The sequence below is a fragment of the Bacillus sp. AK128 genome (assembly GCF_053903075.1).
On record NZ_CP096379.1, the window covers coordinates 2,040,616 to 2,061,660 of the forward strand.

At 37.1% G+C, this 21,045-nt stretch carries 16 protein-coding genes and 1 riboswitch; of the genes, 13 read left to right on the forward strand and 3 right to left on the reverse strand.

Annotated elements, in window-relative coordinates; all coding sequences use genetic code 11:
* Positions 1 to 68: 68 nt before the first annotated feature.
* The 6 genes from M1D60_RS10165 to M1D60_RS10190 all read left to right on the forward strand — a co-directional run bounded on the left by M1D60_RS10165 (position 69) and on the right by M1D60_RS10190 (position 8,682).
* Entirely contained in the window at positions 69 to 989 is a 921-nt protein-coding gene (locus M1D60_RS10165; RefSeq protein ID WP_456279041.1) for an ATP-binding cassette domain-containing protein, read from the forward strand.
* A complete protein-coding gene (locus tag M1D60_RS10170) occupies positions 986 to 2,086 on the forward strand; it encodes an ABC transporter permease (RefSeq protein WP_456279042.1) in 1,101 nt (366 codons plus the stop codon). Before M1D60_RS10165 ends, M1D60_RS10170 begins: the two co-directional genes overlap by 4 nt.
* A gap of 561 nt (positions 2,087 to 2,647) precedes the next feature.
* Positions 2,648 to 5,314 carry a response regulator gene (locus M1D60_RS10175; RefSeq protein WP_456279043.1) on the forward strand — a complete coding sequence of 889 codons (2,667 nt, stop codon included), beginning with the start codon at positions 2,648 to 2,650 and terminating at the stop codon, positions 5,312 to 5,314.
* A gap of 26 nt (positions 5,315 to 5,340) precedes the next feature.
* Positions 5,341 to 6,216: a CheR family methyltransferase gene (locus tag M1D60_RS10180; RefSeq protein WP_456279409.1), complete on the forward strand. Its 876-nt coding sequence runs from the start codon at positions 5,341 to 5,343 to the stop codon at positions 6,214 to 6,216.
* A gap of 42 nt (positions 6,217 to 6,258) precedes the next feature.
* Complete coding sequence (locus M1D60_RS10185; protein ID WP_456279044.1) at positions 6,259 to 7,872, forward strand: ATP-binding protein; 1,614 nt, start codon at positions 6,259 to 6,261, stop codon at positions 7,870 to 7,872.
* A gap of 267 nt (positions 7,873 to 8,139) precedes the next feature.
* Positions 8,140 to 8,682 carry a hypothetical protein gene (locus M1D60_RS10190; protein ID WP_456279045.1) on the forward strand — a complete coding sequence of 181 codons (543 nt, stop codon included), beginning with the start codon at positions 8,140 to 8,142 and terminating at the stop codon, positions 8,680 to 8,682.
* 332 nt (positions 8,683 to 9,014) lie between these two features.
* Here M1D60_RS10190 and guaC read toward each other — a convergent pair whose 3' ends face one another.
* The gene (gene guaC / locus M1D60_RS10195) at positions 9,015 to 9,998 is read right to left on the reverse strand and encodes a GMP reductase (protein ID WP_456279046.1); all 984 of its coding nucleotides are present in this window, start codon (positions 9,996 to 9,998) and stop codon (positions 9,015 to 9,017) included.
* A 92-nt stretch (positions 9,999 to 10,090) separates the two neighbouring features.
* Positions 10,091 to 10,190: riboswitch (purine riboswitch) on the reverse strand.
* A gap of 280 nt (positions 10,191 to 10,470) precedes the next feature.
* Here guaC and M1D60_RS10200 point away from each other — a divergent pair.
* Positions 10,471 to 11,517, forward strand: a complete 1,047-nt coding sequence (locus M1D60_RS10200; protein ID WP_456279047.1) for an ADP-ribosylglycohydrolase family protein — start codon at positions 10,471 to 10,473, stop codon at positions 11,515 to 11,517.
* A gap of 188 nt (positions 11,518 to 11,705) precedes the next feature.
* On the opposite strand, the gene M1D60_RS10205 is transcribed toward M1D60_RS10200, so the two are convergent.
* The gene (locus tag M1D60_RS10205) at positions 11,706 to 11,945 is read right to left on the reverse strand and encodes a hypothetical protein (protein WP_456279048.1); all 240 of its coding nucleotides are present in this window, start codon (positions 11,943 to 11,945) and stop codon (positions 11,706 to 11,708) included.
* A 549-nt stretch (positions 11,946 to 12,494) separates the two neighbouring features.
* Between M1D60_RS10205 and M1D60_RS10210 the strand changes: the two genes are divergently transcribed.
* The 6 genes from M1D60_RS10210 (at position 12,495) to M1D60_RS10235 (ending at position 18,622) form a co-directional block, all read left to right on the forward strand.
* Complete coding sequence (locus M1D60_RS10210) at positions 12,495 to 13,052, forward strand: nitroreductase family protein (RefSeq protein ID WP_456279049.1); 558 nt, start codon at positions 12,495 to 12,497, stop codon at positions 13,050 to 13,052.
* A 204-nt stretch (positions 13,053 to 13,256) separates the two neighbouring features.
* Positions 13,257 to 15,044: a PAS domain S-box protein gene (locus M1D60_RS10215; protein WP_456279050.1), complete on the forward strand. Its 1,788-nt coding sequence runs from the start codon at positions 13,257 to 13,259 to the stop codon at positions 15,042 to 15,044.
* Between the two features lie 202 nt (positions 15,045 to 15,246).
* Positions 15,247 to 16,146, forward strand: a complete 900-nt coding sequence (locus M1D60_RS10220; protein WP_456279051.1) for an ABC transporter ATP-binding protein — start codon at positions 15,247 to 15,249, stop codon at positions 16,144 to 16,146.
* Position 16,147: 1 nt separating this feature from the next.
* Entirely contained in the window at positions 16,148 to 16,885 is a 738-nt protein-coding gene (locus tag M1D60_RS10225) for an ABC transporter permease (protein ID WP_456279052.1), read from the forward strand.
* A gap of 7 nt (positions 16,886 to 16,892) precedes the next feature.
* Positions 16,893 to 18,023 (forward strand): sensor histidine kinase, encoded by a 1,131-nt coding sequence (locus tag M1D60_RS10230; protein ID WP_456279053.1) that lies wholly within the window; start codon positions 16,893 to 16,895, stop codon positions 18,021 to 18,023.
* Positions 18,020 to 18,622 (forward strand): response regulator, encoded by a 603-nt coding sequence (locus M1D60_RS10235; RefSeq protein WP_456279054.1) that lies wholly within the window; start codon positions 18,020 to 18,022, stop codon positions 18,620 to 18,622. Before M1D60_RS10230 ends, M1D60_RS10235 begins: the two co-directional genes overlap by 4 nt.
* 58 nt (positions 18,623 to 18,680) lie before the next feature.
* Here M1D60_RS10235 and katG read toward each other — a convergent pair whose 3' ends face one another.
* On the reverse strand, positions 18,681 to 20,864 hold the full coding sequence (gene katG / locus M1D60_RS10240) for a catalase/peroxidase HPI (RefSeq protein WP_456279055.1): 2,184 nt from the start codon (positions 20,862 to 20,864) through the stop codon (positions 18,681 to 18,683).
* Between the last annotated feature and the right edge of the window lie 181 nt (positions 20,865 to 21,045).

Below are 21,045 nucleotides of genomic sequence, written 5' to 3' on the forward strand. Positions count from 1 at the left end.
TAAAGATAGAAAAAGACCTCTACCTATTGTTGTAGAGGTTTTCTTTAGGATTGAAAGGTGTGAGAAGAATGAAAGAAGACATGATTGAAGTGGATGGATTAGTCAAGAGATATGAAAAACACACCGCTGTAAACGATTTGACATTCACCGTTAAAGCTGGAGAGGTATTTGGGTTACTTGGACCTAACGGTGCAGGTAAAACGACAACAATTGAAATGCTTGTTGGACTTCGGAAGCCTGATGAAGGCACGGCAAGACTAGCTGGCTTTGATATACGTAAGCAGATCGGACAAGTGAAAGAAGTGATCGGTGTACAGCTGCAATCCACTTCTCTTTTTGAGTTATTAACCGTTCAAGAAATTATGGAGATGTATGCCAGCTTTTATCCAAGTCATGTATCAATACCAGAATTAATTAATGAAGTGCTTTTGTCAGAAAAGAAGAAAGACCGAATTAAATATTTATCTGGTGGTCAAAAACAACGATTAGCCATTGCACTTGCCATTATTCACGATCCTAAAATTGTCTTTCTTGATGAACCTACAACAGGTCTAGATCCCCAAGCACGCAGAACACTATGGGATATCATTGAAAAGCTGAAAGCAAGAGGTAAAACGATTGTCCTGTCGACTCATTATATGGATGAAGCCCATGTACTATGCGACCGAATTGCAATCATGGATCAAGGTCAGCTAATTGCACTAGATCCACCTGCGACTTTGGTTAAGAATCTTCAATCAGATAGCGCGGTTGAATTCTCCCTTTTACAAAATGAGGATGCTTCTTTCTTAGAGTCCTTACAAGGTGTAAAGCAGGTAAGTAATCGCAATGAGCGCTATGTTTTATACACTGATTCGATTCAATTAACATTAACTGATTTGATTCAACAAGCATCCAAGCAAAACATTAACCTGCAAGATCTCCAGACGAGAACGGCAACTTTAGAGGATGTCTTTATACATATGACAGGAAGGAGCTTACGAGAATGAAAGCATACTGGCAATTAACATTAGCCCAGCTCCGTATCTTTGCACGAAACCGGCAAGTTCTCTTTTTTACCTTACTTTTTCCACTTATTCTAATGATTGCACTAGGATCATTTGTAGGAAATGGTGGTGGTGTCTCCATTTCACTTACGATTGTGGACCGAGATCAAACAAATGCTTCAGAGGAACTTGTTTCTCTTCTTAAAGAAAATGAAGCGGTAAACGTAAATGAATCTGATGATTTGACTGAAGCACTGGATTCCTTGGAAAAGGGAGATGTACAAATTGTAATGGAGTTTCCCGAAGGCTATGGGGAGTCTGTCACAACTAGATCAGATATTGATCCAGCCTATATCTTACCTGTTTACTATAATGAAACGAATATGACCGCGTCTGAGCTAGGCCTTACAGTGGTGAATGCGACCATCGATGAATGGAGTAAGGAAGCTACTAATTACACTCCAATTGTGGAAGTGGAAGCAGAGGGGATTCGTGCTCTTGACATTGGATATATAGACTTTTTAGTTCCGGGAATTGTCGCTATGATGATTATGAGTAACAACATGAATGGTGTTGCAGGTCAAATATCAGCGTGGCGTGAGCGTGGTATTTTAAGAAGAATGCAAGGCACTAGACTCAAAGCTTCGACATTTATTGCCGCTCAAATTACAGCAAGGCTTTTCTTAAATGGTCTACAAGCTTTACTTGTTTTGCTGGTAGCAAACTTAATCTTTGGAGTCAATGTGAGTGGGTCCTGGTTGGTATTAATCGGCTTTGTTATTTTAGGAACATTAGCTTTCATGGCGCTTGGCTTTATCATCGCAGGTATTGCGAAGAATCCTGAGAGTGCTGGACCCATCGCTGGATTTGCAACATTTCCGATGCTATTCCTAGGTGGCGTCTTCTTTCCAATTAGCAATATGCCAGATTTTCTCCAACCTATTGTAAAAGTATTGCCAATCGCTCATTTAAGCACGGCTCTCCGTGAAACAATGAATGTAGGAACACCCATTACGGGACTTTGGCTAGAAGGACTGATTCTCAGTACATGGGCAATAGTTGCCTTTATCATTGCAAGTCGTACTTTTAGGTGGGAATAAATCTTTCTTAATAAAATAGAAAAAGTCCAGTAGGAGGCTGGGGTATGAGTATTTCAGCCAGTGATAAACCCGAACTGTTAGGTGATATTTTGATGAATATTTCACCTACTAGTTCGGGTTTTTATTTGTTTATTATTAATTGATTTGTTGATTCTGAACACTATTTTAAAACCTAGTGGAATGGAGCGGAAGGCACTCGACTCCGGCGGGAGATAGAGGAAAGGCTGAGACCCCGCAGGCGTAGCCGAGGAGGCTCAGATTCCTCCCCGCGGAAAGCGAGTGCCTGCAGCGCAATGGAACGAACTTATTCTCCCAGTTGAACTGGTTAGTTAGTAATAAAGTATATTAATTTAGAAAATCAATGTAATTATGACCTTGTCATGGTTAATCAATTATCTTCAAAAGATTATATAAGCTTCTATGGAAAAACATTTTCGACATATACTACCAAAATTTTGATATTTAGGATAAATATTTACAATCTTTTGTAAAAATACAGCATAATGATGGTATATTAAAGTATAGTCTAAAAAACCACATAGAAGAGAGGTAGCACACTTCATGAACTTTAAAACTATATTATTCACCGGTTTTGGAGTTGTTATCATTGCAGTAGGTATGATCATAGGTATTATTATTAATACATATTACAACCAGACACAGCAGATGAATGAACTGGTCAACGATCGTTATTTTAAGATTGAACATGCTAATACGATTCGTTATGAATTGGGCTCTATCGATTTAGATATCTTGACTGAGAATAGTGAAATTGACATACATTCCATTGAATTGTCTGATAAGGCCTTTCAAAGTGCTAATCAAAAATTAGTAGAGTTAGAGAATATCATGGAATTCCAACAGGCGAAGGATATTTTAGCAAAACTTTCTAATCATTATGATTCCTTTAAATTAAGTTATGACGAATTAATTGCAAATAAATTTACCAGGGATGCGAGCTTACTAGAATCAGCTAAAGAAGATAAAGAACAGATTATAAAGACGGCTGAAGAGCTAATCCATTTCCAAGAAACAGTAATGCAGGATACGTTAAAAGAAACAGAGCAAGCATACATTAATGCATTTAAAACTATTATCATCTTAGGGATCACAGGCCTTATTCTTACTGTTGCAATAGCACTTATAGTCATAAATAATATTACAAAACGTTTAAGGAAGTTTAAAAACGTATTAGTCACGTTGGCAGATGATAATGTTGGTTATACAAGAGTAGATGTTCATTCAAATGATGAAATTGGCGAAATCGCCAAAGCTTATAATGAATTGGTAAGTACTCTTGAAAAGCAGGAACTGGTTGAACAGCAATACCGTAAGAAAATTGAAGATCAGAACTGGTTAAAAACAAGCTTTGCTGACTTATCTGTGCTTACCCAAGGGGTTAATGATTTACATATTGCTGGCGAACGCTTTATAGAAAAAATCTCTCAAACCATAGGGGCTAGTTATGGGGTCCTATATTTAATACAAAAGGATGAAGAGAATCATTATTTAGAAAAACTTTCTTCTTATGCTTATACTCCATTGCAAAATGGTAAACCAGGGATAGACAGAATCAATATAGGTGAAGGGTTAGTTGGTCAATCTGCCAAAACAAAAGAGATGATTCTTTTAGAAAATATTTCTGAAGATTACATTAAAATCTCTTCAGGACTTGGTGATTCAAAACCAAAGAACATCATCATTGTTCCTATTGTTCTGGATGATGAATTGTTAGGTGTTTTAGAGCTTGCTACACTACAATCTATTACAGATCTTCATCAGGATTTCCTTGAGCAGGTAAACGATACGGTTGGAATAACGTTTAGCCGAATCTTTAGGCATAAGCAGGTAGAAAAGCTTCTAGAGGAATCACAAACTTTAAATGAAGAACTTCAAACACAATCGGAAGAATTACAGCTTCAGCAGGAAGAATTGCGAACGATGAATGATGAAATTGAGGCACAGTATCGAAGTTCCGAAATGAAAACAAGGGAATTAGAAGAAATAAAAGAGTCTCTTGAGAAGAAGACAAAAGAGATTATAACGAGCTCAAAGTATAAATCGGAATTCATGGCAAACATGTCACATGAACTTAGAACGCCTTTAAACAGTTTATTAATTTTATCGCAAATGCTGCTGGAAAATAGAGAGCAAAATCTAAACGCTAAACAATTGGAGTATGTTAATACCATTTTCACATCTGGACATGACCTGCTTCAATTAATAAATGATATTTTAGATCTCTCTAAAATTGAATCAGGAAAGATGGAGATTGTTGAGGGAGAAGTGTTTATAACTGATATCGTTCATTCTCTAAATGGTCAGTTTATGCCAATTGCCAAGAAAAAAGGATTAGCGTTTAACGTAAATACGGATCCAGGTTTGCAGGATATTATTTATACAGATGAACAGAAATTAAATCAAATTTTAAAGAACCTATTATCCAATGCTTTTAAATTTACAGAAAAAGGCCAGGTACAATTACAAATCTCTTACACTACTCATGAAGATGAAAAAGGCATTGCATTTTCAGTTATTGATACAGGGATTGGAATTCCAAATGATAAACTTTCTGTTATTTTTGAAGCGTTTACTCAAGCAGATGGAACAACAAGCCGAAAGTATGGTGGAACCGGGCTTGGATTATCAATCTCCCAAGAACTTGCAAAACTATTAAATGGGACAATTTCCTGCCATAGTTTAGAGAATCATGGAAGTACCTTCACTCTATTCATTCCAGAAGGTGAAGGGATAAGATCAAACGACGTAGAAAATGAAGCTTCCGTTACAATCCCAGCATTTTCTGACTACAACTCCAACCCTGAAGTGGCTGTAACGAAGGAAGAGCCTTCTTTAATAGGTAAAAAGGTCCTTGTTGTGGACGATGATATGAGAAATATTTTCGCTCTGACAAGCTCGTTAGAAGCAGCAGGAATGGAAGTAACTTTTGCAGAGAATGGTAAAGATGCAATTAGAATTCTACAAGAACAAATAGAAACGGATATTGTGTTAATGGACATCATGATGCCCGAAATGGATGGGTATGAAGCAATGAAGATCATTAGACAAAAGCAGGAATATGCAAATCTACCAATCATTGCCCTAACCGCCAAGGCTATGAAAGATGACCGCCAAAAATGTATTGATGCGGGTGCATCTGATTACATTAGTAAACCTGTTAATCTTGAACAATTGTTTTCAATTATTCGAGTTTGGTTACATCATTAACTAGATTAGGTGATGCTATGACTTATATGAATGAATATCAACATGAAGTAGCTTCAACAATACCAACACAAGATTGTTCAGACTTGGAACGAATAGAAATTCAATTACTGTTAAATGGAATTTACTTAAAGTACGGGTTTGACTTTCGAAACTATTCTTTTAGCTCGATCCGAAGGAGAATTTGGTATCGAATTAAAGCAGATAAGCTTGGAACCGTGACTTCGTTACTAGAGAAAGTGTTGCACAATCCTGAAACAATGAATCGGCTATACGCTGACTTTTCAATCAATGTAACCGAAATGTTTCGTGATCCTTCATTTTTTAAAGCTTTCCGGGAAAAAGTTGTTCCTGTTCTAAAAAATCTCCCTTCTATAAGAATTTGGCATGCGGGATGTTCCACTGGAGAAGAAGCTTTCTCTATGGCCATTCTCTTATACGAAGAGGGTCTCTATGAGAAAACGAGAATTTATGCAACCGATATGAATGGAAAAGTTCTTGAAAAAGCTCGAACCAGGAAGTTTCCCCTTCATCGAATGCAGTCGTATACAAGTAATTACATTAACTCTGGTGGGAAGAACGCATTTTCAGAGTATTACACAACAGATGAGGAGCATGCTTGCTTTCATTCACATTTAGCAGAGAATATTATTTTTGCCCAACATAACCTTGTAACAGATGGCTCGTTTAATGAATTTCACGTGATCATTTGTCGTAACGTTTTAATCTATTTTGACCGGGATTTACAAGAACGTGTCCATCAGTTATTTTATGATAGTTTGGCCACTTCAGGAATTTTGGGTCTTGGAATTCGAGAGGGCCTTTCTTATTCGAATTATGAAAAACGCTATATGGAGATAGATAAAAGTGAGAAGCTTTATCAAAAGCAAAGTCTCTTAAAGTAGCTATATCAAAAACATAAGGACGAGATGATGATGGAAAAACCCATGATAAACATTTTAATGGTAGATGACAGACCGGAGAATTTACAAGCCCTTGAGGCTGTATTAGGATCATCAGGTTATCAATTAACAAAAGCCAATTCAGGTGAAGAAGCTCTGAAGTGGCTATTAATTAAAGAGTTTGCCATTATCCTTCTTGATGTACAGATGCCTGGTCTGGATGGATTTGAGACGGCTAAGCTAATCCGTGCACGTAAAAAATCAAAGGAAATTCCAATTATTTTTATCACTGCATTGACTCAAACACCAGATTATACAATCAACGGGTACTTAGCAGGGGCGATTGACTTCTTGTTTAAACCGTTTAATCCCTATATTTTAAAAAGTAAAATAGAAGGCTTCGTTAAAATATATGAGACGAAGTGGGAGCTGCAGAAACAAAATGAGTTATTACAGCTGCAGTCGAAACAATTAGATGAAGCACATTCAAAACTAGAACAATTGGTTGAGCAGCGAACACAAGAACTTCGCTATACAAATGAACAGTTGGAAAGGGAAATTAAAGAGAAAAGACAAGCTCTTCAACTAGTACAAACGAGCGAAGAAAAATATAGACTTCTAGTTGAAAATTCACCTTTGACAATTATCTTACATGAATTACATAAAGATTGCTGGACTTTCATCAATCAGACTGGGATTAAAATGTTTGGGGGACAAAGTTCAGAAGATATTCTCTCAAGAACCCTGTTTACATTTGTATCTCCGGATGACCATGCAGCTGTGAAAGAGCGAATTCAATGGTCTATGCAAGGGGAAAAAGTTGAAGATAGTGAATTAAAACTAATCCGACTCGATGGTGACATCATCCATGCAGAGGTTACGATTATTCCTTTTGAATATGCTGGTAATGCTGCTGTACATATTGTTGTTAGAGATTTAACAGAAATTAAAAAGACTAATGAATATATATCTCAATCTGAAAAACTATCTGTTGTGGGAGAACTTGCCGCTGGTATTGCACATGAAATTCGGAATCCATTAACAAGCTTAAGAGGATTTACTCAATTGCTGGATTCTAAAGATGACATGAATGAGCCATATTTACCGATTATGCTAGGAGAAATAGACCGTATTAATACCATTGTGAGTGAGCTATTATTGCTAGCTAAGCCAAATGAAGGGGATTTTGGAAAAGTGGAAATATCTGATCTTCTCCAAAGAGTTGTTCTCCTTATGAATGCCCAAGCAAACTTACAAAACATAGAAATAAAATTTCATAATTTTGCAGAGCAGAAGCATGTTATTATTGATGGTTTAGAAAATAAACTCAAGCAGGTCTTTATTAATCTCCTAAAGAATGCGATGGAAGCCATGCAAGGTGGGGGAGAAATCACTATTACTATCACAACAGAAGGAAACTTATTAAATATTGAGTTTTCTGATCAAGGTTGTGGGATCCCTGAAGAATTTCTGTCAAAACTAGGCCAGCCATTCTTTACCACAAAGGAGAAAGGGACTGGACTAGGCCTAATGGTATGCAAAAGCATTATAGATAGTCATAAAGGACAAATGACAATTAAAAGCATGGTCGGGAGCGGTACAACCATGACTTTAATATTCCCGTTAAGTGGAGTTGAGAGAAGGGTAGAGAGTATATAGCGGCTCTTTGATAGAAATTTTGATTCCTAACTGAAATTTCTGTTTAGTGCCCCAAATGACCGACTAAAATACACACAACTGCAGTAACACCATGACATTACCCGTAAACGTACTATTAATGCGATGATTACGGGTAATTTACTATGTTGATTTTAGATTTTATATAAATCAACATAGTGAATTTTTTATGTTAAAATTAATAAGAAGATTGTGTTAGATTGTCTTTACGGAGCAGTATTGTTGATAGAAAAAAGGGTGGAATCATATATGATTGAGAAATTAATACCAAGAATACGATTAGCCTTGTTTCATCTATATTTTGTTCTTATCTTTCAAAAAAAGAAACGTAGGCTAAAAGATGATCAAATTCTCATTAGAAACATGAGACATTTACATATGCGTTTAATTCAAGCAGGATATCTAGATTCTGAAAACAGGCTTGGAGATCAATTATCAAAATCTCAAAGAGTAAAACAATTAGCTCTTATTTTCAGTAATGAACAGGGTAATGAAATGACTAAAGAAGACTTCTACATTGAAGTATCGAGAAAGTGGAGCCGAACTTTTAACTCTACAGCGGAAAAAATATCTTTACTAACTTTTATTGGATTTTTGCTTTTGTGGCTGTTTCCATTAATTATAGGTATTCAATCCATTTCAGGTGTATTTATGTTGTTGTATATAACCATCTTGATTGGATGCCCAAGTATTGGCTTATTTTTTGCGTTATTGATAACAGGGTGGAAAAGATGGCTACTCACCTTAGCACACCTATTTTCAATGAGCGTCATAATCTTGTCCTTGTTGTGATTACCGGAAAATCAATTTTGAGGATTCACCCTTCATTTAGAGAGAAAAAATCAGAGGTATAAATAAAAACCAGCTTCCGCATTATTAATCGGATGGAAGCTGGTTTCTTTTTTTCTTTTATCATGGATCTGTTAAAGTTTGTTGTTGATTTCCGTTCCAGGACACTCGCTTTCCGCGGGCGGGTTCGGGAGCCTCCTCGGCGCGTCGCCTGCGGGGTCTCCTTCACCACGCTTCTCCCGCAGGAGTCTCGCATCCTTACACTTCAATCAACTCTGCTGAAAATCAACACTGTACTTTAACACAGCCTTTATCATATAAATTTAAAGGTTAACTTAAAACACTTTATCCCCATTAAAAATAGAATTTTTAACAATCACATAATCAACGTGACGAATTGCGTCTACCTTAGTTCCGCCCGCATATGAAATAGAGGACTGTAGATCTTGTTCCATCTCTGTTAATGTGTCTTGTAGGGAACCTTTATGTTCAACAAACATTTTTTTGCCTTCTACGTTTTTCTTTTCACCTTTTTGGTATTCAGAAGCTGAGCCAAAATATTCCTTATAAGACTTGCCATCTTTCTCAACAGTTTCACCTGGAGACTCTTCATGTCCGGCAAAAAGGGATCCAATCATGACCATTGTTGCACCGAAACGAATCGACTTCGCTATGTCACCGTGAGTACGGATTCCACCGTCAGCGATGATTGGTTTACTTGCTGCCTTTGAACACCAGCGAAGTGCTGCTAACTGCCAGCCGCCTGTACCAAATCCTGTTTTGATTTTTGTGATACATACTTTACCAGGGCCAATACCCACTTTTGTCGCATCAGCGCCAGCATTCTCAAGTTCTCTAACTGCTTCAGGTGTTCCAACATTACCTGCAATAACAAAGCTTTCAGGTAGATGCTTTTTAATATGTTGAATCATTTGGATTACGGCATTTGAATGTCCATGCGCAATATCAATAGTGATATATTCAGGTGTAAGTTGTTCTTTCACAAGCTCTTCAATAAATTGATATTCTTCTTCTTTCACACCCACACTAATAGATGCAATGAACCCTTTAGATTGCATATCTCGTACAAATGAAATCCTTTTTTCAGGCTCGAAGCGATGCATAATATAGAAATAATTATTCTCTGCAAGGTAAAGGGCTATTTTTTCATCAATAATGGTTTGCATATTAGCCGGCACAACAGGAAGTTTGAATTGACGGCCTCCTAGTGTCACGGTCGTGTCGCACTCTGAACGACTAGTTACTACACATTTTGCTGGAACTAACTGAATATCCTCATAATCAAATACATTTTCCATGATCTACACTCCTAAGTAAGAATTTAAGTAAATAATGTCACGTAATATATGATTTCTCTAAACTACATAGAAAAACCTAACTAAAAATGGGTACAGTAATACTACCCATTCGTAGTTAGGAATTATCGGCTCCTAGTAGAAACTCTTAGACCATGCTTCTAAGAATATACGAATACTTTTCATTTCATTTAACTAACTCCAAAATTGATTATATACGAACTTTATAAGTATGTAAATAATAAATGTTCGTGATTTTTAACAAAATATATGTGAATTTAAATTTTCAACTTGAAAACATCGACTTTTTGATGAATCGGGCAGGAGAAAAATCGATAGTACTTACATAATAGAAACTACCATAGGTTTTTATGAAATTAGATTATAGTGAAGATCAGCTGTTATACTAAAGGCAAAATTACATTGAAATTGATATCTATTTATAACTAAGCTATGACTAGAAAGAGTTGATTTGATGAAAAAGACGAAAGAATTTTATAGAGGTTGTCTTTTAGGTGGTGCGATCGGTGATGCCCTTGGGTGGCCGGTTGAATTCCTAAGCTATAAACAGATTGTAAAGAGATTCGGGGAAGAAGGAATACATGATCTTGTTTGTAGTACAGCTGGAAAAGCTGAGATCACAGATGATACTCAGATGACTCTTTTTACTGCAGAAGGAATTCTTCGCTCAGAAACAAGAGGGATGGAAAGAGGTATTTGCCATCCACCATCGGTAGTCTATTATGCCTATCAGAGATGGCTATGTACTCAAGGGTATCAAAAGTCAAAGGAACTAGATTGGGTTTATGATGGATGGCTGATTGAAGTAAGAGAACTCCACGAGCAAAGAGCACCAGGGAATTCATGCTTGTCAGCCCTCTCAAGTGGAATTCAAGGTTCCATTGATGAACCAATAAACAACAGTAAAGGCTGTGGGGGAGTCATGCGAGTTGCACCTGTAGGGTTATTTTACCCTACAAATAATGCATTTAAGATGGCTTCAGATTTTGCAGCTTTAACACATGGACATCCATCTGGATATTTATCAGCTGGAGCCCTTGCTTATCTTATTGCGAATATTATAGATGGAACAGAACTTGAAACAGCTGTGAAAGAGACATTAATAGAACTTCAAAAATATAAGCATCATGAGGAATGTTTTAATGCTCTTGAAAAAGCATTGCGTTTATCCAAAAGAAATGAAAAACCGTTAGAGGCCATTACTAGTCTTGGAGAAGGCTGGGTGGGAGAGGAAGCGTTGGCAATCTCCGTTTATTGTGCATTAAAATATAAAAATGATTTTAAGAAAGCATTGATTGTCGCTGTAAATCATGGAGGTGACAGTGATAGTACCGGAGCTATTACTGGAAATATATTAGGTGCGTACCTAGGATTGGACGGAATACCAACAGAGTGGCTTGAAAAAGTCGAGTTGAAGAATGAAATTGCACAAATAGCGGATGATTTGTTTAGTGGATATAAAAAGGAAAGAAGCTGGTGGGATCAATATCCTGGGTATTGATTTGCCTATGTTATTTGTAAAAGGTAGGTTTCGTCAGCAAGTTGTAAAAGTTCTCCTCATTGGGAGAGCTTTTTGTTTAGGAGGGAAACTGAGAGGAGTTAACTTTCCAAATAGAAAATGCACCCACTCCAGGGTGCAAGATTTGCTTCAAGAAGGGTGCAATAATATTGCAAAATCCATAAACTATCTCATAACATTTTTATTTTCTTTTCAAACATAAGAGAATGAGCTTTACCAACTTTTTCTTCTAAGTATTCAAGTGAGTAATTTCCTGATGGATCAGACAAGTCTCCAATGGCACGTGACAAGTTATCAATAATTGAAACTAATACCTCAGGTGGTCGTTCATCATTCCGGAAATTTACTTCATCCATAATTTCATGTGCTTGTTTTTGTATATTTCTTAACCGCATACCGTTTGATGCCATAGAATCCCCCCTATATTTTATTTCAACAAAGTATATGAGGGGAAAAGTGGTTTTTTGACATTTTTAAAAAATAGCTCCGTTAAAATTTGTTGTTGATTTCCGTTCCAGGACACTCGCTTTCCGCACTTGCACAGGATGTGCTGACTTCTGTGTTGCTCACAGGACGTGAGCGCTCTTAGCTGAAGTTCCTCCAAGCCTCCTCGGCGAAAACGGCTGTGGGGTCTCCTTCACCACGCTTCTCCCGCAGGAGTCTCGCATCCTTCCACTTCAATCAACTCTGCTAAAAATCAACACTGTACTTTAACACAGATTATAAAATAGTAAACATATATTGACATTGATAATCGTTATCAACTAAAATGTGCTTATGTTGATAATTAATCTCTTAGAATTACAAGACAGAATAATATAATGAAAAGCTGAACAAAAATAGAAGCTTTTTAAAGGAAATGAACGACTCTTGGAAAGACAAAAAGCTATTGGATTTTTACATATAATCTAGTAAGAAAAACGAGTATAAACATTTTGGTATTAAAGGAGAATCGGAATATGGAAGTGACAAAATCAAATTTAGCAAAAATTATTCGTGAACGACGTTCGATAAAAAGTGGTTACACAGATCAAGACGTTTCCCAGGAGGTAGTGCTTGAACTACTTAATGATGCAGTTTGGGCACCCAACCATGGACTAAGAGAGCCTTGGCGCTTTATGTTTGTTTCCGCACAGGAAAAGGAAGCGTTTGTAGAAGAATTAGTAGAAACCTTTCCACCTGATATGAAGGAGAATCGAAGAAACTACTTCAATCAGCCAACCGCTTATCTGATTGTAATCATGGAAGAGGACCCTAGACAAAAACAGTGGGAAGAGAACTTTGCTGCAGTTAGTTCGCTTATTCAAAACTTTCAGCTGCTAGCTTGGGAACGTGAATTAGGAGTAGTATGGAAAACGAATCCTCATATATATGACCCAAAAGTCCGTAAACTTTTAGATGTCAAGCCTGGAGAAAAAATTGTCGGGTTTTTACATATGGGTTATTTTAATCAAGTACCTGAAGCAAGACTTCGAAAAACAGCTGAAGATAAGTTTACGGTTTATAAGTCAAAGTAAGGAGTCATCCTAAAATCTAAGAAAATGACAGTTCAGAAATTTATATAAGAAGGCTTACCACCGAAACGCAAGAGTTATCGGTGGTATTTTTTTACTATTCTAAAGTAATTCTTATAATAATCTGATATATTAAAATTCTAAGACTTTAAACAATATTATAATAGATTATTCTACATATATAGATTTATAGATTAGGGGACTATTATGGCAAATAACTATAAAGAATTAGATTTAATAAATCAGGAGTTATATTATAGAGCTTTTTCTTATGCTCCAATTGGGATGGCCTTGTTAGATCAGTCAGGAAATTTTATAAAGGTGAATTCTTCATTATGTGATTTTCTTGGTTATAAAGAGGAAGAATTGATGAAAAAGAACGTGATAGAAATCAGCTATCCAAAAGATTTACAAGTTGATTTAGATTTAGATAGAAGATTGGTAGAAGGTGAATTCAATTCCTTTGAAATGGAAAAACGCTATATACATAAGAACGGGGATATTATCTGGGGATTACTTAAGGTCTCTAAGGTAGAAGTTTCAGGGGAATTATTTACGATTGGACAGGTCGTAGATATAACAGCAAGCAAACAAGCTGAAGTCGAAAAGCAACGTTTAAAATCCTTTTATGATTTATCATCTGAAGGAATTGGAATTTTTGACTTAGAGGGTAATATTATTCAGGCTAATAAAGCTTTTGAAAAGATATTTGGATATGAAGAATCCGAAATTATAGGGCGTAAATTACCTGTCACACCAGAATTTACGAAGAATGATGCTATGTACTTAATCAAAGAAACGGTTGAAGGAAGAATTGTTAATGACTTTGAAACCATTAAACAAAGAAAGGATGGGCGGTTAATTACAACAAGTATAAATATGTCACCAATATGTGATCATCCTGGCAATGTGATTGCTCTTGCTGGAATGGTTAGAGATATCACCCATCAAAAGGAAGTATCTAGCCTTTTAGAATCCTTCTTAACAAATAATCTTGATCCCATCCTTATCTTTGATGCAGAAGGGAAGCTAATTAAAACAAATAGTGCAATGGTGCAAACCTTTGGTTGGAGCACTGACGAACTAATTGGACTCAATATGGGAGAATTACCCTTAATTCCTGATAGGTATACTCATGAAGTAGATGAGATTAAGAAAATAGTCAAAGATGGGGGCGGAGTCCGTGAATTGGAAACGGTTCGCCTTCAAAAAGATGGAGCTTTATTGGATGTCTTGATTACGAGTTTTCCTATTAAAGATCATCAAGATTATATAAATGGATTTGCAATCATCTATAGAGATATTACCGAAAGGAAAAAGTCGGAGGAATTAGTCATTCAATCTGAGAAGTTATCTATTGCTGGTCAGCTGTCAGCAGCCATTGCACATGAGATTCGTAACCCCATCACGGCAATAAAGGGTTTTATTAATTTACTTCAAAACTCAGAAGAAAAAAAGCTATACTATGATGTTGTTAACTCTGAAATTGGTAGAATAGAACTCATTTTGAGTGAACTCTTAACGTTAGCTAAGCCACAAAAAGTCGTGTTTAATCAAGCAGATATTAGTGAAATTGTAAATCAAGTCATAACCTTGTTAGAAGCAGAAGCCAATATGAATAATATAGAGATTATCAAGGGATTTGAAGAGAATTTACCGGGAACAATTTGTGATGAAAATCAAATTAAACAGGTGTTTATTAATATTATTAAAAACGCAATGGAAGCAATGCCAGAAGGTGGCCAGTTAAAAGTAGATATACACACTGAAAATAGAAGAGTGTTGATTCGATTTTCGGATACATGCTGCGGCATTCCAAAGGAAATCTTAGCAAAAATAGGTCAACCTTTTTATACGACAAAAGAAAAGGGAACAGGTTTAGGGTTTATGGTTAGTAAACGGATTATTGATGACCATAATGGTACTATTCACATTTCCAGTGAAGAAAACAAAGGGACGGTTATCGAAATTAACTTACCAATTGATGAAACATAATGCTGTTTTTTTGTCTCTAAATAAGAAACAAGAAAAATTTATAAGTAAATTAAAACGTGTAGTGGGTCTCTGCTACACGCTTTTTTTATGTTTCATACTAATGAAAAATGACACTTGTCATATGAAATCGATGACACTGTATACTAAAATGCCATTTTCTATGATTGTAAAATGGACCTATCGTTATCGGAGGTGTTGCAAGGTGAGTGAAATCGTAATGGTAAATACAGTAACAAAGGTATTTGGAGATAATAAGGTAGTGAATGATGTGTCATTCTCTATTTCAAAGGGTGAGGTTGTAGCCATTTTAGGTCCTAATGGAGCAGGTAAAACGACAACCATTTCCATGATATTAGGATTGTTACAACCTAAGAATGGTGAAGTTCGACTATTTGGTAAAAATCCAAAGGAAAAAAGTGTAAGGGAACGGCTAGGGACAATGCTGCAGGAAGTAAGTCTAATGCCAGGGGTCACGGTGAAAGAGTTAATGAAACTTGTTCAAAGCTATTATCAAGATCCACTGCCGTTTAAAGAACTACTATCGTTAACAGGGCTAACAGATCATGACTTACGAACATTAACAGAGAAGTTATCAGGTGGTCAGAAACGGAGAGTGAATTTTGCTTTAGCGTTAGCTGGTAATCCCGACTTGATTATCTTCGATGAACCAACCGTTGGGATGGATATTCAATCAAGAAAAGCATTTTGGACAGCAGTGAAGAACTTAGCTGCAGAAGGTAAAACGATTATTTTTACGACACACTACCTTCAAGAAGCTGATGAGTTTGCCGAGAGAATTCTGTTATTTAAGGACGGCGAAATTATTGCAGATGGTACGCCAATGGATATTAAAGGGAGAATAGCAACTAAAACTGTTTCGTTTAAATTAGATTCGACTATGAACATTGATTTCAACGCTCAACCATTTGTGACTCAGGTTTATCAAAAAAATGAGCGAATCTATATGCAAACCACAGACTCAGACTTAGCTTTGAAATGGCTTGTGACAGGAAACTTTGGCGCAGAAGAAATCGAAGTGGAGCGGGGAAGACTTGAGGAAGCGTTTGAACATTTAACCAGTAGCCAAAAGGAGGTCATTTAAAGTGAAGGCTTTTATTGCACAATGTAAAGTAGAGATCATTCGAATTGTGAGAAATCGTTATTATGTATTCTGGTCATTAGTGATGCCGATTTTGTTCTATTATATTTTTACGAATGTTGTAAATACGAATTTACCTGATCAAGAGCTTTGGCAAGCACATTATCTAATGTCAATGACAACATTTAGTGTAATGGGTACGTCTATTATGACACTTGGTATTCGGTTAGTGCAGGAAAGAGCACAAGGCTGGAGTATGTTTATGAAGGTAACCCCATTATCAGAAACCAGTTATTTTATAGCTCAAATGGTAGGGCAAACCTTTATTCACTCCTTATCCATTATTGTAATCTTTTTAGCAGGAGTGGTTTTGAATGGAGTATCCCTAACATTCGGACAATGGCTTTTAAGCGGACTGTGGATCTTGGTTGCTGCTGCTCCTTTTCTAGCACTAGGCAGTTTAATTGGACTCATGAAAAAAGTAGAAACGGCTTCTGGTGTTAGTAATCTGATATATATGTGTTTAGCTATATTAGGTGGGATGTGGATGCCGCTTGATATTATGCCAGATCTTATGCAGTCAATTGGGCAATGGACTCCATCCTATAATTTTGGTGACGGTGCATGGTCGATCATTCGAGGTGAGTTACCGAGTTGGATAAATATAGGAATATTGGTATTCTTTATGGGCTTTTTCATGATACTATCTAAATATATTCGAACAAAACAAGAAGCGGTGTGAGGATGTAATGAGTAGTAAATTTTCAATTTTTCCTAGAAGATATGGGTTTTTCCCCTATATTTGGCTAGTGTATCTTTCTTTTCCCATTTATTTTGTATCAATCGAACAAGGACTTAAGCAAGTCATTGGGTTTGGCTTGCTTGCGGTCTTTCTTGTCACATACAGGCAGCTTTACAATTCACCACAAGAAAAATTATTTGCTTTTTGGCTTGCTATTCAATTGTTGATTATCTTTGTTTTTTGCTTGTTTTATAATCTGAATTTTATATTTTTAGGATTTTTTGCTGCGAATTTTATAGGTTGGTTTACAGACAAAAAGCAATTTAGAATCGGGTTAGGAAGCTTGTTTTTTGTAGAAATAGTCCCGATTGCCATTACTATTGCTAGAGAGGGCTACTCGTTTCAATTATTTAATGTAATTCCATTTGTCATCATTATGTTAGTGACGCCTTTTGGTATACGCTCTATGTATAAAAGAATGGAATTAGAAGAGCAATTGGATCAAGCAAATCAACAAATAGAAGAATTGGTAAAAAGGGAAGAGCGGCTCCGAATTGCTCGCGATTTACATGATACACTAGGGCATACGTTGTCCCTCTTAACCTTAAAAAGTCAATTGGTTCAACGACTTGCTAAAGTTGATTCAGAAAAGGCGAGATTAGAAGCAAAGGAAATTGAACGCACCTCAAGAGCAGCACTAAAACAAGTACGTGAACTCGTGACAGATATGAGAGCAACGACGATAACCGAAGAACTGCTCCAAATACAGGAAATACTAAAGGCTTCTAACATTAATTATCAATATAATGGAAAGGAAGATTTTGAAGGTATTCCTTCTGTAACACAGAATATTTTATGCATGTGTTTAAGAGAAGCCATTACTAATGTTGTTAAGCATAGTCAGGCAAGTAATTGTGACATTTCTATTAGTCAGGAAGATTATCATTGTTCCGTGGTGATTCACGATGATGGTATTGGCTTAGAAGACGAACATGTCATTGGAAATGGATTAAAGGGAATGAAAGAACGACTTGAATTAATAGACGGCTTATTTACGATCCGAGGTAAGAATGGAACAAGGGTAGAAATAACGCTTCCTATTATTAAAAAGGGGACAAAGGAAGGAAAAGCAGTATGATTACTTTATTTATTGCCGAAGACCAAGGCATGCTACTAGGTGCACTTGGATCCTTACTAGATTTCGAGAGTGATATGAAAGTAGTAGGGGAAGCGCAGGATGGAGAAACGGCTATTCAACAAATTTTAAAATTAAAACCCGATGTTTGCCTTTTAGACATTGAAATGCCTAAAAAAACAGGATTAGATGTCGCTGAGGAAATAGCGGAGCTGCTTCCTAGCACGAAAGTCATTATTTTAACAACATTTGCGCGACCTGGCTATTTTGAACGAGCTGTGAAAAGTGGAGTGCACGGATACTTATTAAAAGATGGTTCTGTAGAAGAATTAGCTGAGGCGATTCGAAATGTTATGCAAGGGAGACTTGTGTTTAGTCCAGAGCTCTCATTCTCAACGATCCGTGAAGAGAATCCATTAACTAGTAGAGAACAAGAAATTTTACGGTTAGCGGCAGAAGGAAAAACAACGAAGGAAATCACGCAAGCTCTGTTTCTATCAACAGGTACAGTCAGAAACTATATTTCTGAAATTATTCAAAAGCTAGAGGCAAAAAATCGCATGGATGCAGTAGGCATTGCTAAGGGAAAAGGCTGGATTTAAGGTAAAGAAAAGGCTTAGAGAATATCATTCTCTAAGCCTTTGTTAGTTACTGTTCCTATTATTTTAAATCAAAACGATCTGCGTTCATTACTTTTACCCAAGCATTTACAAAGTCACGAACGAACTTTTCTTGGTTGTCGTCTTGAGCATAAACTTCAGCGATTGCACGTAGTACTGAGTTTGAACCAAATACTAGGTCAACTCTAGTTGCTGTCCGTACTACTTCACCAGTTTTACGGTCACGGCCTTCGAATACGTAACCGTCAACTGACTTCCACTCAACAGCCATGTCAAGTAAGTTTACGAAGAAGTCATTTGTTAATGAACCTACACGGTCAGTGAAGACACCGTATTTCGTTCCACCATGGTTTGTACCTAGAACACGCATACCACCAACAAGTGCAGTCATTTCTGGAGCAGTTAATCCTAGTAATTGTGCCTTGTCAACAAGTAGCTCTTCAGAAGTTACACTGAATTGCTTCTTCTGGTAGTTGCGGAATCCGTCAGCAACTGGCTCTAATACGTCAAAGCCTTCTGCATCTGTTTGCTCTTCCGTTGCATCGCCACGTCCTGGAGCAAAAGGTACCGTTACATTAAACCCAGCTTCTTGTGCAGCTTTTTCTACTGCAGCCGTTCCACCAAGTACGATTAAATCAGCAATACTTACGTTCTTGTCTAAATGCTTTTGAATGTCTTCAAGAACAGAAAGAACTTTTGCAAGTTGTTCCGGTTGGTTTGCTTCCCAATCCTTTTGAGGAGCAAGACGGATACGTCCACCATTTGCACCACCACGGTTATCTGAACCACGGAATGTGCTAGCAGAAGCCCAAGCAGTTGTCACTAGTTCGCTGATTGTTAAACCAGAATCTAGGATTAATACCTTGATTTTTGCTACTTCTTCTTCTGTTAATTCATAATCAACAGTTGGAATTGGATCTTGCCAGATTAGTTCTTCAGTTGGTACTTCTGGACCTAAATATCTTAGAACAGGACCCATGTCACGGTGTAATAATTTAAACCATGCACGAGCAAATGCATCTGCGAATTCTTCTGGATTCTCATAGTAACGACGAGAAATCTTCTCGTAAGCTGGATCCATACGAAGTGCCATATCTGCAGTAGTCATCATCGTTGGTACCTTGATCGATGCATCTTCTGCATCTGGTGCAAGATGATCTGCATCAGGATTAATAGCCTTCCATTGGTGTGCACCAGCAGGGCTCTTTGTAAGCTCCCACTCATAGCCGAATAATAATTCAAAGAATCCATTATCCCATTGTGTTGGGTTAGCCGTCCAAGCACCTTCAATACCACTAGTGATGGTGTCGCGACCTTTTCCGCTTCCGTGAGTGCTCATCCAACCGAAGCCTTGTGCTTCAAGTGGAGCTGCTTCAGGGTCTGGACCAACATGAGCTGCATCTCCAGCACCGTGTGCCTTACCAAATGTATGTCCACCAGCTACTAATGCAACTGTTTCTTCATCGTTCATCCCCATACGTCCAAATGTTTCACGGATATCATGAGCACTTGCAAGTGGATCTGGGTTACCGTTTGGTCCTTCAGGGTTAACATAGATGAGACCCATTTGAACAGCAGCAAGAGGATTCTCAAGCTCACGATCACCTGTGTAACGGTTATCACCTAACATTTCAGTTTCAGAACCCCAGTAGATATCTTCTTCTGGATGCCAGATGTCCGCACGTCCACCACCGAAACCAAACGTCTTTCCACCCATTGATTCAATCGCGACGTTACCAGTTAAAAGGAATAAGTCAGCCCAAGAAATCTTGTTTCCGTACTTTTGCTTAATTGGCCATAGAAGACGACGAGCTTTATCAAGGTTACCGTTGTCAGCCCAGCTGTTTAATGGAGCGAAACGTTGGTTACCAGTTGAACCGCCTCCACGTCCGTCACCTGAACGGTACGTTCCTGCAGCATGCCAAGCCATACGGATAAAGAATCCACCGTAATGTCCATAATCAGCAGGCCACCATTCTTGGCTGTCTGTCATTAAATCATGAAGATCTTGTTTAAGAGCTTGATAGTCTAGCTTTTTGAATTCTTCTGCATAGTTAAATTCTTCTCCCATAGGATTAGATTTTTTGTCATGCTGATGAAGAATATTTAAGTTTAACTGGTTTGGCCACCAGTCTTTATTTGTTGTACCGCTTGATTGTGGGCTAGTAGCTGCTCCGTGAAATACCGGGCACTTACCAACGTTTGCATTGTCCATACTTTTCATATGTACTTCCCCCTTGTTAAAAAAATTAGATTAGAACAATAATTATACCTGAAAGTAGAAACTAATAACTTCTAGATAATAATTATTACAATGTAATCATTATAGTAAACTATTAAGAAAAATGGAAGGAATATAACTCATATTTATAAAAAAAAAATATTTCCATGAAACTTTTGTTCAC

Coding starts and splice junctions, on each gene's coding strand:
- M1D60_RS10170 (WP_456279042.1), top strand. CDS start 986: ATGAAAGCATACTGGCAATTAACATTAGCCCAGCTCCGTATCTTTGCA.
- M1D60_RS10175 (WP_456279043.1), top strand. CDS start 2,648: ATGAACTTTAAAACTATATTATTCACCGGTTTTGGAGTTGTTATCATT.
- katG (WP_456279055.1), bottom strand. CDS start 20,864: ATGAAAAGTATGGACAATGCAAACGTTGGTAAGTGCCCGGTATTTCAC.
- M1D60_RS10185 (WP_456279044.1), top strand. CDS start 6,259: ATGATAAACATTTTAATGGTAGATGACAGACCGGAGAATTTACAAGCC.
- M1D60_RS10190 (WP_456279045.1), top strand. CDS start 8,140: ATGATTGAGAAATTAATACCAAGAATACGATTAGCCTTGTTTCATCTA.
- M1D60_RS10200 (WP_456279047.1), top strand. CDS start 10,471: ATGAAAAAGACGAAAGAATTTTATAGAGGTTGTCTTTTAGGTGGTGCG.
- M1D60_RS10180 (WP_456279409.1), top strand. CDS start 5,341: ATGAATGAATATCAACATGAAGTAGCTTCAACAATACCAACACAAGAT.
- M1D60_RS10165 (WP_456279041.1), top strand. CDS start 69: ATGAAAGAAGACATGATTGAAGTGGATGGATTAGTCAAGAGATATGAA.
- M1D60_RS10205 (WP_456279048.1), bottom strand. CDS start 11,945: ATGGCATCAAACGGTATGCGGTTAAGAAATATACAAAAACAAGCACAT.
- M1D60_RS10215 (WP_456279050.1), top strand. CDS start 13,257: ATGGCAAATAACTATAAAGAATTAGATTTAATAAATCAGGAGTTATAT.
- M1D60_RS10210 (WP_456279049.1), top strand. CDS start 12,495: ATGGAAGTGACAAAATCAAATTTAGCAAAAATTATTCGTGAACGACGT.
- M1D60_RS10235 (WP_456279054.1), top strand. CDS start 18,020: ATGATTACTTTATTTATTGCCGAAGACCAAGGCATGCTACTAGGTGCA.
- M1D60_RS10230 (WP_456279053.1), top strand. CDS start 16,893: ATGAGTAGTAAATTTTCAATTTTTCCTAGAAGATATGGGTTTTTCCCC.
- guaC (WP_456279046.1), bottom strand. CDS start 9,998: ATGGAAAATGTATTTGATTATGAGGATATTCAGTTAGTTCCAGCAAAA.